General features: G+C 69.5%; 13 protein-coding genes. 6 read left to right on the plus strand and 7 right to left on the minus strand.

The features are described from left to right. Positions 1-11 precede the first annotated feature (11 nt). Positions 12-1,796 (plus strand): flavin-containing monooxygenase, encoded by a 1,785-nt coding sequence (locus AC1HC7_RS08730; protein ID WP_479498938.1) that lies wholly within the window; start codon positions 12-14, stop codon positions 1,794-1,796. Here the strand turns inward: AC1HC7_RS08730 and AC1HC7_RS08735 are convergent. Next, the gene (locus AC1HC7_RS08735; RefSeq protein WP_479495560.1) at positions 1,781-2,143 is read right to left on the minus strand and encodes a RidA family protein; all 363 of its coding nucleotides are present in this window, start codon (positions 2,141-2,143) and stop codon (positions 1,781-1,783) included. The two genes, AC1HC7_RS08730 and AC1HC7_RS08735, sit on opposite strands and share 16 nt — an antisense overlap. Before the next feature lie 77 nt (positions 2,144-2,220). On the opposite strand from AC1HC7_RS08735, the gene AC1HC7_RS08740 reads away from it, so the two are divergent. Then, a complete protein-coding gene (locus AC1HC7_RS08740; RefSeq protein WP_479495559.1) occupies positions 2,221-3,000 on the plus strand; it encodes an SDR family oxidoreductase in 780 nt (259 codons plus the stop codon). A gap of 81 nt (positions 3,001-3,081) precedes the next feature. Here AC1HC7_RS08740 and AC1HC7_RS08745 read toward each other — a convergent pair whose 3' ends face one another. The 4 genes from AC1HC7_RS08745 to AC1HC7_RS08760 all read right to left on the minus strand — a co-directional run bounded on the left by AC1HC7_RS08745 (position 3,082) and on the right by AC1HC7_RS08760 (position 7,645). After that, positions 3,082-4,668 (minus strand): aldehyde dehydrogenase (NADP(+)), encoded by a 1,587-nt coding sequence (locus tag AC1HC7_RS08745; protein ID WP_479495558.1) that lies wholly within the window; start codon positions 4,666-4,668, stop codon positions 3,082-3,084. A 43-nt stretch (positions 4,669-4,711) separates the two neighbouring features. Next, a complete protein-coding gene (locus AC1HC7_RS08750) occupies positions 4,712-5,842 on the minus strand; it encodes a mandelate racemase/muconate lactonizing enzyme family protein (protein WP_479495557.1) in 1,131 nt (376 codons plus the stop codon). Between the two features lie 2 nt (positions 5,843-5,844). Next, positions 5,845-6,744: a 5-dehydro-4-deoxyglucarate dehydratase gene (gene kdgD, locus AC1HC7_RS08755; RefSeq protein WP_479495556.1), complete on the minus strand. Its 900-nt coding sequence runs from the start codon at positions 6,742-6,744 to the stop codon at positions 5,845-5,847. 160 nt (positions 6,745-6,904) lie between these two features. After that, positions 6,905-7,645, minus strand: a complete 741-nt coding sequence (locus tag AC1HC7_RS08760) for a FadR/GntR family transcriptional regulator (protein WP_479495555.1) — start codon at positions 7,643-7,645, stop codon at positions 6,905-6,907. Positions 7,646-7,853: 208 nt separating this feature from the next. Here AC1HC7_RS08760 and AC1HC7_RS08765 point away from each other — a divergent pair, with 208 nt between their 5' ends. The 4 genes from AC1HC7_RS08765 (at position 7,854) to araD (ending at position 12,629) form a co-directional block, all read left to right on the plus strand. Then, positions 7,854-8,843 (plus strand): TRAP transporter substrate-binding protein, encoded by a 990-nt coding sequence (locus AC1HC7_RS08765; RefSeq protein WP_479495554.1) that lies wholly within the window; start codon positions 7,854-7,856, stop codon positions 8,841-8,843. Between the two features lie 149 nt (positions 8,844-8,992). Beyond that, on the plus strand, positions 8,993-9,532 hold the full coding sequence (locus AC1HC7_RS08770; protein ID WP_479495553.1) for a TRAP transporter small permease: 540 nt from the start codon (positions 8,993-8,995) through the stop codon (positions 9,530-9,532). After that, on the plus strand, positions 9,532-10,812 hold the full coding sequence (locus AC1HC7_RS08775; protein ID WP_479495552.1) for a TRAP transporter large permease: 1,281 nt from the start codon (positions 9,532-9,534) through the stop codon (positions 10,810-10,812). Before AC1HC7_RS08770 ends, AC1HC7_RS08775 begins: the two co-directional genes overlap by 1 nt. A gap of 92 nt (positions 10,813-10,904) precedes the next feature. Then, complete coding sequence (gene araD / locus AC1HC7_RS08780; RefSeq protein ID WP_479495551.1) at positions 10,905-12,629, plus strand: L-arabinonate dehydratase; 1,725 nt, start codon at positions 10,905-10,907, stop codon at positions 12,627-12,629. Positions 12,630-12,738: 109 nt separating this feature from the next. Here the strand turns inward: araD and AC1HC7_RS08785 are convergent, their stop codons facing one another. Both AC1HC7_RS08785 and AC1HC7_RS08790 read right to left on the minus strand, forming a co-directional pair. After that, complete coding sequence (locus AC1HC7_RS08785) at positions 12,739-13,602, minus strand: ABC transporter permease (protein ID WP_479495550.1); 864 nt, start codon at positions 13,600-13,602, stop codon at positions 12,739-12,741. Continuing rightward, complete coding sequence (locus AC1HC7_RS08790) at positions 13,599-14,549, minus strand: ABC transporter permease (protein ID WP_479495549.1); 951 nt, start codon at positions 14,547-14,549, stop codon at positions 13,599-13,601. Before AC1HC7_RS08790 ends, AC1HC7_RS08785 begins: the two co-directional genes overlap by 4 nt. Between the last annotated feature and the right edge of the window lie 88 nt (positions 14,550-14,637).

The following is a 14,637-nucleotide window of genomic DNA, read 5'->3' on the forward strand; positions in this document are numbered from 1 at the left end:
AGCGGCGCGCCATGACCGATGCGCGGGCACTGACGGACTGGCTGGCGGCTTTCGACGCGGCGCTGGCGGCGGGCGACGCGGCGACGGCGGCGGCGCTGTTTCACCCCGACGGATGCTGGCGCGACCTGCTCGCCTTCACCTGGAACATCAAGACCATGGAGGGGCGCGACGCCATCGCGCGCATGCTGGGGGCCACCCTGGCGCGGACCGCGCCGCGCGGCTGGGCGATGGACGGCCCGCCTGACTCCGGCGACGGGCAAAGCGCCTGGCTGACCTTCGAGACCGCCGCCGCCCATGGCGTCGGGCGGGTGACGCTGGACAACGGCCTGTGCCGCACGCTGCTGACGGCGATGGATGATCTGCGCGGCCATGAGGAGCCCCGCCGCAAGACCCGGCCCATGGGCGTCGCGCACGGCGCCGACCGCGATCGCGCGACCTGGCGCGAGACCCGCGCCCGGGAAACCGCGCGCCTCGGGGTCGAGGATCAGCCCTATGTGCTGATCGTCGGCGGCGGGCAGGGGGGGCTGGCGCTGGGCGCGCGGCTGCGTCAGCTCGGCGTGCCGGCGCTGATCGTGGACCGGAACCCGCGCGCCGGGGACAGCTGGCGCAACCGCTATCGCAGCCTGGTGCTGCATGATCCGGTGGGCTACGACCACATGCCCTATCTGCCCTTTCCGGAAAACTGGCCGGTGTTCACCCCCAAGGACAAGATGGGCGACTGGCTGGAATGCTACGCCCGGATCTTCGAACTCGATATCTGGCAGTCCACGACCTGCGAGCGCGCCGATTTCGACGCGGCGGCGGGCGCATGGCGGGTGCGGGTGACGCGGGACGGCAGACCGGTCGCGCTGCGCCCCAGTCATCTGGTGTTCGCCACCGGCGCCTACGGGCCGCCGCGTCGGCCGGACTGGCCGGGGCGGGACGGTTTCCGGGGCGACTTGCTGCATTCCAGCGACTATCGTCACGCCGCCGATTGCGCGGGCAGAAGCTGCGCGGTGATCGGCGCCGGCAGCTCGGCCCATGACATCGCCGTGGATCTGTGGGAGGCGGGCGCCAAGGTCACCATGGTGCAGCGGTCATCCACGACGGTGATGCGCTCCGACACCCTGATGGAGATGGGATTCGGGCTGTATTCCGAGGACGCGCAGGCGCGCGGGATCAGTGTCGACAAGGCCGACATGATCGCCGCCGCCACGCCCTATGCGCAATTCTGCGAGGCGCAAAAGCGGCTCTGCCGCCAGATCAGGGCGCGCGACGCCGATTTCTACGCCCGGCTGGCGGCGTCGGGCTTCGCGCTGGATTTCGGCGAGGATGACAGCGGGTTGATGATGAAGGCCCTGCGCACCGCGTCGGGCTATTACATCGACGTGGGCGCCTCGGAGCTGATCGCCTCGGGCGAGATCGGCGTCGCCACGGGCGCCGGGGTGGCGGCGCTGACGCCGGGCGGGGTCAGGCTGGATGACGGGCGCGAGATCGACGCCGAAATCGTCATCGCCTGCACCGGCTACCAATCCATGCACGAGACCATGGCCGGCATCGTGTCGCGCGCGGCGGCCGACGCGACCGGGCCCTGCTGGGGGCTCGGCTCCGGCGTGCGCGGCGATCCGGGGCCGTGGCAGGGCGAATTGCGCAACATGTGGAAGCCGACCGCGGTCGACTCCCTGTGGTTCCACGGCGGCAATCTCGCCCTGTCGCGGTTCTATTCGCGGTTTCTGGCATTGCAGCTCAAGGCGCGGATGGAGGCCGTGGCGACCCCGGTCTTCGGGCGCCCCGCGCCGCTTCAGAGCGGCTTGTAGGCGATGGCCTCGATCTCCACCGCGATGTCGAACATCAGGCGCGATTCGGCGGTGGAGCGCGCCGGGGGCTCGGTCGGGAAATATTCCGCGTATGCGGCGTTGAACGCGGCGAAATCGTCGCGGTCGCGCAGCCAGACCGTGGTCTTGATCACGTCGTCGAGCGTGCAGCCCGCCAGCGCCAGCGCCGCCCTGAGATTGTCGAGAACCGCGCGGGTTTCGGCGCCGACGCCGCCGGGCACGATCTGCCCGTCGACCAGGGGCACCTGCCCCGACGCATATACGAAATCTCCGGCCCGCACCGCTGGCGACAGCGGCACGGGAGCGGTTCCGAACACTTGCTTGGGCATGGTGTCGATCCTTCTGGATTGCGCTGGTCCACAGCATGCCGAAGACCATGCGCATTGCAAGGGGGAGGGGGCCTGACGTGACCGGATTTCAGGGCCGCAGGGTGGTCGTCACCGGCGCCGGCGGCGGCGTCGGGCGCGCCCTGACCGCGGCCTTCGCGGCGCTGGGCGCCGAAATCGTCGCCTGCGACGTGGCGAAACCTGGCGGGGCGGAACCTGGCGGGGCGGAACCTGGCGGGGCGGGGATCGGGGAGTTCCACGGCTTTGATCTGCGCGATCGCGCGGCGACGCTTGAGGCGGCCGCGGCGATCGCCGCTGGCGGGGCTCCGGCGGCGGTGATCCTGAACGCCGGCTGGACCCGACAGGAAACCCTGGCCCAGGCCACGCCCGAGGGCATCGTCGCCGAGATGGAGCTGAATTTCACCGGCGCGGCGCTGCTGTCCCACGCCCTGCTGCCGGCGATGCGCGCCGCGTCGGGGGATCGGGCCTTCGTGTTCGTGTCCTCGGTCAACGCCGTGGCCCATCACGGCAACCCGGCCTACGCCGCCGCCAAGGCCGGGTGCCTCGCCTGGATGCGCGCGCTGGCGGTCGAGGAAGGGGCGCATGGCATCCGCGCCAACGCGGTGGCGCCCGGGTCGATCCGCACCACTGCCTGGGATCGCCGGCTGAAGGAGGATCCGGGGCTGCTGGAACGGCTCGCCGCCTTGTATCCGCTGGGCCGGATCGTGACCGCGGACGAGGTCGCGAACGCGGTCACGTTTCTGGCCTCGCCGGCGGCCAGCGGCATCACCGGCGCGACGCTGAACGTCGATGCGGGGCTGCTGGCCGGCAATCTGCCGTTTCTGGAAGGGATCAGGTAGACGGCCCGATCCCGCCGATGTCCCCGCCCATGTCCCCGCCGATGTCCCCGCCCATGTCCCCGCCGATGACCCCGCCCCGCGTCAGGCGCCGCCGGTCTGCCAGCGTCCGTCCACCAGGCGCAGCAGGCCCAGCGGGTTGGCCTCCTGAAGCGCCGGCGGCAGCAGCGCGTCGGGCAGCCCCTGATAGGCCACCGGGCGCAGGAAGCGCCTGATGGCGAGCGTGCCCACCGAAGTCGTTCCGGCATCGGTGCTGGCCGGATAGGGCCCGCCATGCACCATGGCGTGGCAGACCTCGACGCCGGTGGGAAACCCGTTGGCCAGCACCCGGCCCGCCTTGTCCGCCAGCAGCGCCAACAACGGGGCCGCGGTTTCGCTGTCGGCGGGGTCCATTTGCACCGTCGCGGTCAGCTGGCCGCAAAGCGACGCCGCCACCGCGCGCATCTGTTCGATATCGTCGCATTCCACCATGATCGCGCTGGGGCCGAAGATCTCCTCGCTCAGATCGGGGCGGTCCAGCCATGTGCGCGCGCTGACCTGAAATATCCCGGGCGCCGCGTGGAAGGACTGCGCGTCCGGGCGCGGCGCCAGCAGGCAGGCGATGTCGTCGTCGCCTTCATGGCGCGCGGTCTGTGCGTGGTAGGCGTCGGCGATGCGGCAGGTCAGCATGGCCTGCGGCGCCACGGTCGCGAGCGCCTTGAGCGCGGCGTCGCGGAACGCGTCCGCCGGCGCGCCCCCGAGCATGACGACGACGCCGGGATTGGTGCAGAACTGCCCCACGCCCATGGTCAGGGACTGGACCCAGGCCTCGGCGATGCCGACGGCGCGGGCCGCCATGGCGGCGGGCAGCAGGAACACGGGATTGTTGCTGCCCAGTTCGCCGTAGAAGGGGATCGGCTCGGGGCGGCTGACGGCGATGTCGAACAGCGCCCTCCCCCCGGCCAGCGAGCCGGTAAAGCCCACCGCCTTGACCCCCGGATCGGCGACCAGCGCCTGACCCACGGTGAAATCGCCGCCCTGCAGCATGGCGAAAACGCCGCTGGGCATGTCGCAGGCGGTCATGGCGTCGTCGATCGCCTGCGCCACCAGTTCCGACGTGCCGGGATGGGCGGGATGCGCCTTGACGATCACCGGGCAGCCCGCGGCCAGCGCCGATGCGGTGTCGCCGCCCGCCGTCGAGAACGCCAGCGGGAAATTGCTCGCGCCGAACACCGCGACCGGACCCAGCGCCCTGTTGGCCGAGCGCAGGTCGGGTTTCGGCGCCGGCGCGCGGTCCGGGTCGCCATGGTCGATGCGCGGCTCCAGCCAGGAGCCCTCCTCGATCCAGTCGGCGAAGAAGCGCAGCTGCCCCACGGTGCGTCCGCGCTCGCCCTCCAGCCGTGCGGCGGGCAGGGCGGTCTCGGCGCCCGCCACGCGGGTGAGCGCCTCGCCCCGCGCGTCGATATTGGCGGCGATCGCGCGCAGGAACCGGGCGCGCGCGGTCAGCGGCGCGGCGGCGAACTCCGCGAATGCCCGCTGCGCCGCCGCAACGGCCTGGCGCACATGCGCGGGGCTGGCGTTGAAGAACCCGGGCTCGTTGCTGGCGCCGGTGGCCGGGTTGTCGGCGTGAAAGCGCGCGCCCTCGCCCAGCCAGACGCCGTCGATGAGGTGTTTTCCGCTCAGATCGGTCATGTCGTTCGCATTCCTCAATATGCCGCAGGGCGCGGTCGGCGGGCTATTTCGGGGCGTAGGCCGCCAGCGCGTCGCGGTTGATCTCGATCCCCAGCCCCGGCCCGTCGGGCACCGCCACCACGCCGTTCTCGTGTTCGATCGGGCGGGTGACGATGTCCTGACGGAACGGGTTCGGGGTGCGGTCGAATTCCAGCCGGGGCGAGCGCGCCTCATGCGCCGGCGGCGACGGCGGCAGGATGGCGTGGAAATGCAGCCCCGCGGCCAGCGCCACCGCCGTGCCCCAGACATGGGGGACCAGCCGCACGTGATGCACATCGGCCAGGGTGATGATCCGGCGCGCCTCGCTGAGCCCGCCAACGCCGCAGACATCGGGCTGAAGGATGTCGATCGGCGCCTGTTTCAGCGCCTCCTCCACCGCCCAGCGGCCATGCCAGGTCTCGCCCGCGGCGACCGGGATCGGCTGGCTGGCGCGGATCCGCACATAGGCGGGCAGGGCTTCGGGGATCACCGGTTCCTCGAACCAGGCGATGTCGTGGCGGGCGGCGGCGCGGCCGATGGCGATGGCGTCGACGGCGTCGTAGCCGTGATTGGCGTCGATCATCAATTCCACATCCGGGCCGATCGCGGCGCGCACCGCGCTGATCGCCGCGAGGTCGCTGTCGATGCCGTAGCCGATCTTGATCTTGACCGCGCCGAAACCCTCGCGCGCGTAGGCGGCCATTTCGGCGGCGCAGGCGGCGGCGTGATCGCCGCCCTCGGGACGGAAGCCGCCGGTGGCGTAGGCGGGGATGCGCGTGCGCCAGGCGCCGCCCATCAGCCGATGGATCGGCGCGTCGAAATGCTTGCCGGCGATGTCCCAAAGCGCGATGTCGATGCCGCTGAGCGCGCAGTGGATGACGCCGCGCTGCCCCTGATCGCGATACTGGTTGTAGGTGTCGAGCCAGATCGGTTCGATGTCCAGCGGGTTGCGCCCGATCAGCAGCGCCGCCATGGACCCGACCGCGGCGGCGTTGACGTCGGCGGGGCCGAGGCATTCGCCCCAGCCGGTCAGGCCGTTGTCGCAGACGATCTCCACCAGGCAATGGAACCGCGCCCGGAACGTCGAGAACGACGACTGGAACGGCTGGTCCAGCTGGTGGCGGAGCAGGTGGGTCTTCACCTCGGCGATGCGCATCGTCAGCGTCCTTCCACGAGATCCCTGAGCAGGGCGACCTCCGCCTCCGTCAGGTCGGTCAGCGGCGGACGCACCGGGCCGGGGTCGCGCCCCACGGCCCGCAGCCCGCCCTTCACGATCGACACCGCATAGCCGGGCGCCCGGTCGCGTATGTCAAGGAACGGATAGAAAAACCCGCGCAGCAGGCGGGTCATGACCGCCGTGTCGCCGGCGCGCAGGGCGCGGTGGAATTCCAGCGCCAGGTCGGGCACGAAATTGAACACCGCCGAGGAATAGGTGGTGACGCCCATGGCGTCATAGGCCTCGGCATAGGTTTCATGGGTCGGCATGCCGCCCACATAGGCCAGACGGTCGCCGCAGCAGGCCACCACCTTGCGCACCAGGTTGATGTCGCCGCTGCCGTCCTTGAAGCCGATCAGGTTGGGGCAGTCCTCGGCCAGCCGCGCCACGGTGTCGGCGCTGGCCAGCGAATTGGCGCGGTTGTAGATGATCACCCCGAGGCCGGTGGCCTCGCACACCGACCGGATATGGGCGTAGAGCCCGTCCTGCGTGGCGCCGATCAGGTAATGGGGCAGCAGCAGGATGCCGTCGGCGCCCTGCCGTTCGGCCTCCCGCGCGATGTCGGCGGCCATGCTGGCCCCATAGCCGCAGCCGGAGATGATCGGCGTGTCGCCCGCCGCCTCCTTGGCGGCGCCGGTCACGGCGGCGATCTCGTCGGGGGTCAGGGAAAACATCTCGCCGGTGCCGCCGGCGGCGAACAGGGCGGCGGCGTCGTATTGCGCCAGCCAGGCGACATGGTCCTGGTAGGCCTCCCGGTCAAAGCTCAGATCGTCGCGAAAATGCGTGACCGGAAACGAGAGCAGCCCGGATCCGATGGCTTTCTTCAGGTCTTCAGGGGTCATGGGGCGGATATCCCGGCTTGAAGCGGCGAGGTCCCGTCCGCCGCCCGGGCCGTGATGGGCCGTCATGGACGGACGCGGCCGGTATGGGGCCGGTGCGGGGCTGGCGCAATCATACGTGGCCGGCAATCGCTGTCAATATTCATATGATGAATTTGGCAAACTACGCCATTTGCGCCTGACGCGCCAGGGCGCGGTATCGCGCCGCGCCATGGGTCAGATGGGTGCGCATGGCTTCGCGCGCCGCCTCGGGGTCATGCGCGGCGATCGCCGCCGCCAGGGCGTCGTGTTCGTGCAGGATCCGCTCCTCCAGCGCCGGTTCCGTCTGCAGGTTGGCTTTCGAGCGCAGTTCGGAGCGCGGGATGACGTTGCGCCCGAGCAGGGTCAGGAAATCCACGAAGCGGCGGTTGTTGGTGGCTTCGGCGATGGCGACATGGAAGGCGAAATCCTCCTGTTCGGAGACCTCGCCCGCCAGCACCTTCTTGCGAAAATCATTGTGCTTGGCGTAGATCTCGGCCTCCTGCGCCGGCGAACAGCGCCGGGCGGCCAATTCGGCGGCGCCGATTTCGACCGCCGCGCGCAGTTCCAGCGCCTCGATCACGCTGGCGATGGTTCTGGGGTTGCCGCTCAGCAGCGCCATGGCCTCGTCCTGCCTTTCGGGGGCCAGCACGAACACGCCGGCGCCCTGGCGCGAGGACACCAGCCCGTCGGCCTTCAGGCTGGAGATGGATTCCCGGATCACCGTGCGGCTGACCCCGAATTCGGCGATCAGCATCTGTTCCGTGGGCAGCTTGTCGCCGGGGCGCAGCTTGCCGCCCTCGATGCGCCGGCGCAGGGATTCGATGACCGCGTGGGTCAGGTTCCGGCGCGCGGGCCTGCCTTGTCTCGATGCTGAATCCGCCATGCTTCCCTCGCGCGTTGCGGGCCCGACTTCCCGGGTGGGACGGCCCCGCCGGGTGTGAGCCTAGCAGAGTCGCCAAGGCAAGCAAAATAAATCGCATATTTGTATGATGACTTTTCACAAAGCATCTTACATCGCGGACTGGTTCTGCTACTGTGCGCGGGCGTGCAGCCCGGGCGAACGCCGGGCGCGCTTCAGGGAGGAGACCCCAATGACCAGACTCATGTCCAAGAAATGCTTCGCGGCGGCGGTCGTCGCGACCGGAATGGCGCTGGCCGCCGGCGCCGCCAGCGCGGAATGGCGGGGCTGGAACATCCATGTGCCCAACTACCCGGTGTCCGTCGCCATGGACAAGTTCACCGACCTCATCGCCGAGCGCACCGGCGGCAGCGTCACCGGCAAGACCTATCACGGCGGGGTGCTGGGTTCGCAGCCCGACGCGATCACCCAGGTGGCGGTCGGCGGCATCGATTTCGCGGTGTTCAATCTCGGGCCGCTGGGGCCGGTGGTGCCCGAAACCAACGTCGTTTCCCTGCCGTTCATCTTCAAGAGCCTCGATCACATGCACCGCGTGATGGACGGCCCCTTCGGCGACAAGCTGAGCGCGGCCATGGAGAAGAAGGGCCTGGTGGCCCTGGCCTGGTATGATTCCGGCGCCCGGTCTTTCTACAATTCCAAGCGGCCGATCAACACGCCCGGCGATCTTGACGGGCTGAAGTTCCGGGTCATGAACAACGATCTGTTCGTGGGCATGGTGGAATCGCTGGGCGGCAACGCCACGCCGATGGCGTTCGCCGAGGTGTTCCAGTCGCTCAAGACCGGCGTCATCGACGGCGCCGAGAACAACTGGCCCTCCTATGAATCCACCAACCATTTCGAGGTCGCCGGCTATTATTCGCTCAGCCAGCACCTGATCCTGCCGGAATGCCTGTGCGTGGCGAAATCCTCGTGGGACCGGCTGTCGGACAGCGAACGGACCATCGTGCGCGAGGCCGCCCGCGAAAGCGCCGTTCTGCAGCGCAAGCTCTGGGCCGAACGCGCCCAAAGCAGCCGCGAGAAGGTCATGGCCGCCGGCGTCAAGTTCAACGAGATCGCCGACAAGGCCCCGTTCCAGGCCGCCATGGAGTCGGTCTATGCGGGCGCCGTCGCCAAGAACCCGGCGCTGGCCGAATTGATCGCCGAGATCAAGGCGGTCGACTGACCCGAACATGGCCGCCTCCCGCGTGGGGGAGGCGGCCCCCCTTGCCCCGCCCCCGCCCGCCGGGATTGCGTGCGATCCCACCGTCAGGCAGGGCAGGGTCGGGCAGGGTCGGGCGTCTGGCCGAAATCCCCGAGCGATCCGGTGAAAACATGGGCGTCAAGCCAAGTCTGTTTCAGGTCATCGACCGGTCGCTTGCGGCGCTTGCCCGCCTGTGCGTGGTCATATCGGGCCTGTGTCTGGTGACGCTGGTCACGACCTTCGGCTGGCTGGTCTACGGGCGCTACGTGCTCAATGCCACGCCCACATGGGTGGAGCAGCTTTCGCTGCTGCTGGTGGTGGTGATCACCTTCCTGTCCGCCGCGGTGGGCGTTCGCGACAACACCCATCTGAGCGTCGAGATCCTGCCCAACGCGCTGTCGGCGGCGTGGCGATCGCGGCTGGCGATCCTCATCAACCTCATCCTGATCGGATTCGGGCTGCTGATGGCGCTGAACGCCTACACGCTGACCAGCTTCACCTGGGGGCAGGAGATCCCGCTGCTGAACGTGCCCGAGGGGCTGCGCAGCCTGCCGATGGTGATCAGCGGCGCGCTGATGACGCTGTTCGCGGCGGGAAACATCGCCCGGGAACTGGATCCGGCGCGCGCCGGCGCGGCTGCTGGCGGGGCCTCGACAAAGGACATGCCGTAATGGGGCTGATCATTCTTCTGGGGCTTTTCGCGCTGCTGATCGCCATTGGCGTGCCGGTGGCCTACGCCATCGGGCTGTCGGCGGTCGCCGCCTTCGCCCATGAGGGGCTGCCGCTGCTGATCGCCTTTCAGCGCATCGTGTCGGGCGTGTCGGTGTTTTCGCTGCTGGCGATCCCGTTCTTCATCTTCGCCGGCGAGCTGATGCTGCAGGGCGGCATCGCGGCGCGGCTGGTGCGGCTGGCCTCGTCCTCGGTGGGCTGGATGCGCGGCGGGCTGGGGCAGGTCAACGTGTTCTCCTCCATGCTGTTCGGGGGCATATCCGGCTCGGCCGTGGCGGATGTCTCGGCGTTGGGCTCGCTGCTGATCCCGGTGATGAAGGAAAAGGGCTACGAGGCCGATTACGCGGTCAACGTCACCGTGACATCGTCGATCGCCGGCATCCTGATCCCGCCCAGCCACAACATGATCCTGTTCGTGGTGGCCGCGGGCGGCGGCATTTCGGTGTCAAAGCTGTTCATCGCCGGCATCGTGCCGGGGGTGATCATGTGCCTCGGCCTCGCCGTCGCCGCGCGCTGGCTCGCCATCCGCCGCGATTATCCGGTGGAGCCCTTCGCCGGCTGGCGGGTCATCGCGCTGGCCTTCGTCACGGCGCTGCCGGGGCTGTTCACCGCGGTGATCATCGTCGGCGGCGCGCTGTCGGGGGTGTTCACGGTCACCGAATCCGGGGCCATCGGCGCCATCTACGCCATCGCCGTCACTGCGATCGCCTACCGGTCGCTGTCCTGGGCGGCGTTCTGGACCGCCGTCACCCGGGCGGTGCGCACCACCGGGATGGTGATGATCCTGGTGGCCTGCGCCTCGGCCTTCGGTTACCTGCTGGCCTTCTATCAGGTGCCCGCGCGGCTGACTTCGGCGCTGTTCTACGTCTCCGACAACCCGATCGTGGTGCTGCTGATCCTCAACCTGATGCTGCTGGCGCTGGGCATGATCATGGACATGGCGGCGCTGATCCTGATCTGCACGCCGATCTTCCTGCCGGTGGCGACCGGGCTGGGCATGGATCCGATCCAGTTCGGGGTGATGATGATGATGAATCTGGGGCTGGGCCTGTGCACGCCGCCGGTGGGCGCCTGCCTGTTCGTCGGCTGCGCCATCGGCGAGGTGCCGATCGAGAAGGCGGTGAAAAGCATCTGGCCGTTCTACATCGCCATTCTGGCGGCGCTGATGCTGGTCACCTTCGTGCCGGCGATCTCCATGACTCTGCCCGGCATGATGGAGTGATCGTTGACCCCGTCGGCGCGAAGCGGCATCACGGCGGGGATGAAGGCGGCGCAGGCGCGGGCAACCCCGGGGCGACAGCGAGGCGGCGGAACATGACCGAAAAAACCCTGCGCAGCGCGCGCTGGTTCGACGCGGACGACCTGCGGGGCTTTGGCCACCGCTCTCGCCTCATGCAAATGGGCTACGGGCGCGAGGACTGGCACGGCCGGCCGGTGATCGCCATCCTCAACACCTGGTCCGACATCAACCCCTGCCATGCGCATTTCAGGCATCGGGTCGAGGACGTGAAGCGCGGCGTGCTTCAGGCCGGCGGCTTTCCCCTCGAATTGCCGGCCCTGTCGCTGTCCGAGACCTTCGTGAAACCCACCACCATGCTGTATCGCAACATGCTGGCCATGGAGGTCGAGGAGCTGCTGCGCTCCCACCCCATCGACGGCGCGGTGCTGATGGGGGGCTGCGACAAGACCACGCCGGCGCTGCTGATGGGCGCGATCAGCATGGACCTGCCGGCGATCTTCGTCCCCGCCGGGCCCATGCTCAGCGGCGATCTGCGGGGCGAGACGCTGGGCTCGGGCTCGGACACCTGGAAATACTGGGACAAGCGGCGCGCGGGCGAGATCGACGCGCAGGAATGGCAGGCGGTCGAGGCCGGCATCGCCCGCAGCTACGGCCATTGCATGACCATGGGCACCGCCAGCACCATGACCGCCACGACCGAGGCGATGGGCATGTGCCTGCCGGGGGCTTCGTCGATTCCGGCGCCCGACAGCAACCATGTCCGCATGTGCGCGGCCTCGGGGCGGCGGATCGTGGCGATGGTGCGCGAGGAGCTGAAGCCCTCCGACATCCTGTCGCGGGCCTCGTTCGCGAACGCCATCCGGGTCGCCATGGCGATGGGCTGTTCGACCAACGCCGTCATTCACCTGATCGCCGAGGGGCGGCGCGCCGGGTTCGACATATCGCTGGAGGATTTCGAGGCGGTGAGCCGCTCGACCCCGGTGCTGGCCAACATACGCCCCTCGGGCGACAGGCATCTGATGCAGGATTTCCACCGTGCCGGCGGGCTGCGTGCGCTGATGGCGCGGATGCGCGGCCTTCTGGCGCTGGACGCGCGGTCGGTGAGCGGGGCGACCATCGGCGACGGGCTCGCGGGGGCCGAGGTCTGGAACGACGACGTGATCCGCCCGCTCGACAACCCGGTCTACGCCGAGGGCGCGCTGGCGGTGCTGCGCGGCAATCTGGCGCCCGACGGCTGCGTCATCAAGCCCTCGGCCTGCGCCGCGCGGCTGCTGAAGCATCGCGGCCCGGCGCTGGTGTTCGACAGCTACGCCGAGATGAAGGCGCGGATCGACGATCCCGACCTCGGGGTCACTGCGGACACGGCGCTGATCATGCGCGGCGCCGGGCCCGTGGGCGGCCCCGGGATGCCCGAATGGGGGATGCTGCCGATCCCGAAAAAGCTGCTGAAGGCCGGGGTGCGGGACATGATCCGCATTTCCGACGCGCGCATGAGCGGCACCAGCTACGGCGCCTGCATCCTGCATGTCGCCCCCGAGGCGCATCTGGGCGGGCCGCTGGCGCTGGTGCGCACCGGCGACATGATCGAGGTGGACGTGGACGCGCGCAGCATCCGCATGGACGTGCCCGAGCCCGAGCTCGCCGCCCGCCGCGCCGCCTGGCGCCCCCCCGAACCGAAATTCCAGCGCGGCTACGGCTGGATGTTCGCGCGCCACGTGACCCAGGCCAACGAGGGCTGCGATTTCGACTGCCTGGAAACCGGGTTCGGCGCGGCGCCGCCCGAACCGGAGATCCTCTGATCGCTTGACGCGCCGCCATCCGTCGGGCGGCGCGCGCCGGCGCCGTTCGGGGGGGCTCGACGACGCGGCGCAGGGCGACGTGACGCCGAGCGTTGCGCGGGGCCGAGGCTCAGACGCCCTGGCGCACGTCCAGCGCGTCGCGCAGCCAGTCGCCGATGAAGTTGATCGACAGCACCACCAGCATGATGGCGACGCCGGGGAACACGCCAAGCCACCAGGCCTGCGTCACGAACCCGCGCCCGTCGGCGAGGATCAGCCCCCAGGTCGGCGTGTCGGCATCGACCCCGAGCCCGAGAAACGACAGGCTGGCCTCGCCGAGAATGGCGTAGGAGACGCTGACCGTCGCCTGCACGATGATCGGCGCCGCGGCGTTGGGCAGGATGTGGACGAACAGCGTGCGCATGTCCGAAAAACCCATGGTGCGGGCGGCGTCCACGTATTGCTCCTCGCGCAGGGTCAGGGTCATGGACCGCGCGATGCGGGCGAAATCGTCGACGAAGGCCAGCGAGATGGCGACGATCACGTTGAGCAGCCCGGTTCCGAACACCGCCACCAGGTAGACCGCGATGATGAAATTCGGGAACGCCCATTGCAGGTCGATGTAGCGCATGATCACCAGATCGATCCAGCCGCCGAAATAGCCCGCGATCAGCCCGAGCGCGAGCCCCGCCGCCAGCGCCAGCGCCACCGTCGACACGCCGATGAACAGCGAGATGCGGGCGCCGTAGAGGATGCGGCTGAGCAGGTCGCGGCCCAGATCGTCGGTGCCCAGAGGATGGGTCCATGACATGCCGATCATCATGTCGAAGGTCATCTCGTTGGGATCGAAGGGGGCCAGCATCGGGGCCAGCAGCCCGCCCAGAACGATCAGGCCCAGCACCGCCAGCCCGACTTGCGCCTTGCGGTCCTGCGCCAGCAGGGCGCGCAGGCGCGATCGGCGGGGCGCGGGGACGGGGATCGCGGCGTCGGTCATTGGGTCAGCCTGATGCGCGGGTCGATCACGCCGTAGAGCAGATCGACCAGCAGGTTGGAAAACACGAAGATCGCGGACACCACCAGCACCGCGCCCTGCACCACCGGGTAGTCGCGATTGAGGATGCCCTGGATCAGCACCCGGCCCAGCCCCTTGATGGCGAACACGTTCTCGACCACCACCGCGCCCGAGATCAGCAGCGCGAAGGCGATGCCGATCACCGTGATCACCGGGATCATGGCGTTGGGCAGGGCGTGGCCCAGCATCACCATGCGCGGGGTCAGCCCCTTGGCGCGGGCGGTGCGCATGTAATCGGCCTTCAGGACCTCCAGCAGGGACGATCGGATCATGCGCGCGATGATCGCCGAGAACGCCGTGCCGATGGCGATGGCCGGCAGGATCAGGTGGCGCAGCCACGGCCACAGCCCCTCGCTGAGCGGCGCGTAGCCGATGGCGGGCAGCCATTGCAGATTGGCGGCGAAGACGATGATCAGCAGGATCGCCAGCCAGAAATCCGGCATCGACAGGCCAAGGAAGGCCAGCAGCGACACGCTGTTGTCGGTGGCGGAGTTGCGTCTTGTGGCCGACAGGATCCCCGCGGGCACGGCGATGGCCAGGGCGATGAAGAACGCCAGCAGCGACAGCGAGATGGTGCGCGGGAAGGCTTCCTCAAGGATCTGGCGCACCGGCGCCCGGCTGCCGTAGATCGAGGCGCCCAGATCGCCCTGCAGCATGTTGGTGAACCAGATCCAGTATTGCACGAACACCGAGCGGTCGAATCCGAGGCTGCGCTTCATGGCGGCGATCTCGTCCGGCCCGCCGGCGTCGGCGAGCATGGCGGCGATCGGGTCGCCGGGCACCAGGCGCAGCATGAAGAACACCAGCGTCGCCACCGCCCACATCACCAGGACGGCGCCGATCAGCCGGCGCAGCATGTAGGTGGTCAATTGCGGTCTCCCTGATCGCGGCGGGGGATTGGGCGGGCAGGCGGGCGGGTCGCCGGGCCGTCGCGCGGCCCGGCCCGGTCGTCGGCGC

Source organism: Oceanicella sp. (assembly GCF_056449545.1).

Excerpts from the sequence above, each read along its gene's own strand:
- AC1HC7_RS08730 (WP_479498938.1), top strand. The coding sequence starts at position 12 with ATGACCGATGCGCGGGCACTGACGGACTGGCTGGCGGCTTTCGACGCG.
- AC1HC7_RS08735 (WP_479495560.1), bottom strand. The coding sequence starts at position 2,143 with ATGCCCAAGCAAGTGTTCGGAACCGCTCCCGTGCCGCTGTCGCCAGCG.
- AC1HC7_RS08745 (WP_479495558.1), bottom strand. The coding sequence starts at position 4,668 with ATGACCGATCTGAGCGGAAAACACCTCATCGACGGCGTCTGGCTGGGC.
- AC1HC7_RS08750 (WP_479495557.1), bottom strand. The coding sequence starts at position 5,842 with ATGCGCATCGCCGAGGTGAAGACCCACCTGCTCCGCCACCAGCTGGAC.
- kdgD (WP_479495556.1), bottom strand. The coding sequence starts at position 6,744 with ATGACCCCTGAAGACCTGAAGAAAGCCATCGGATCCGGGCTGCTCTCG.
- AC1HC7_RS08760 (WP_479495555.1), bottom strand. The coding sequence starts at position 7,645 with ATGGCGGATTCAGCATCGAGACAAGGCAGGCCCGCGCGCCGGAACCTG.
- AC1HC7_RS08765 (WP_479495554.1), top strand. The coding sequence starts at position 7,854 with ATGACCAGACTCATGTCCAAGAAATGCTTCGCGGCGGCGGTCGTCGCG.
- AC1HC7_RS08770 (WP_479495553.1), top strand. The coding sequence starts at position 8,993 with ATGGGCGTCAAGCCAAGTCTGTTTCAGGTCATCGACCGGTCGCTTGCG.
- AC1HC7_RS08775 (WP_479495552.1), top strand. The coding sequence starts at position 9,532 with ATGGGGCTGATCATTCTTCTGGGGCTTTTCGCGCTGCTGATCGCCATT.
- araD (WP_479495551.1), top strand. The coding sequence starts at position 10,905 with ATGACCGAAAAAACCCTGCGCAGCGCGCGCTGGTTCGACGCGGACGAC.
- AC1HC7_RS08785 (WP_479495550.1), bottom strand. The coding sequence starts at position 13,602 with ATGACCGACGCCGCGATCCCCGTCCCCGCGCCCCGCCGATCGCGCCTG.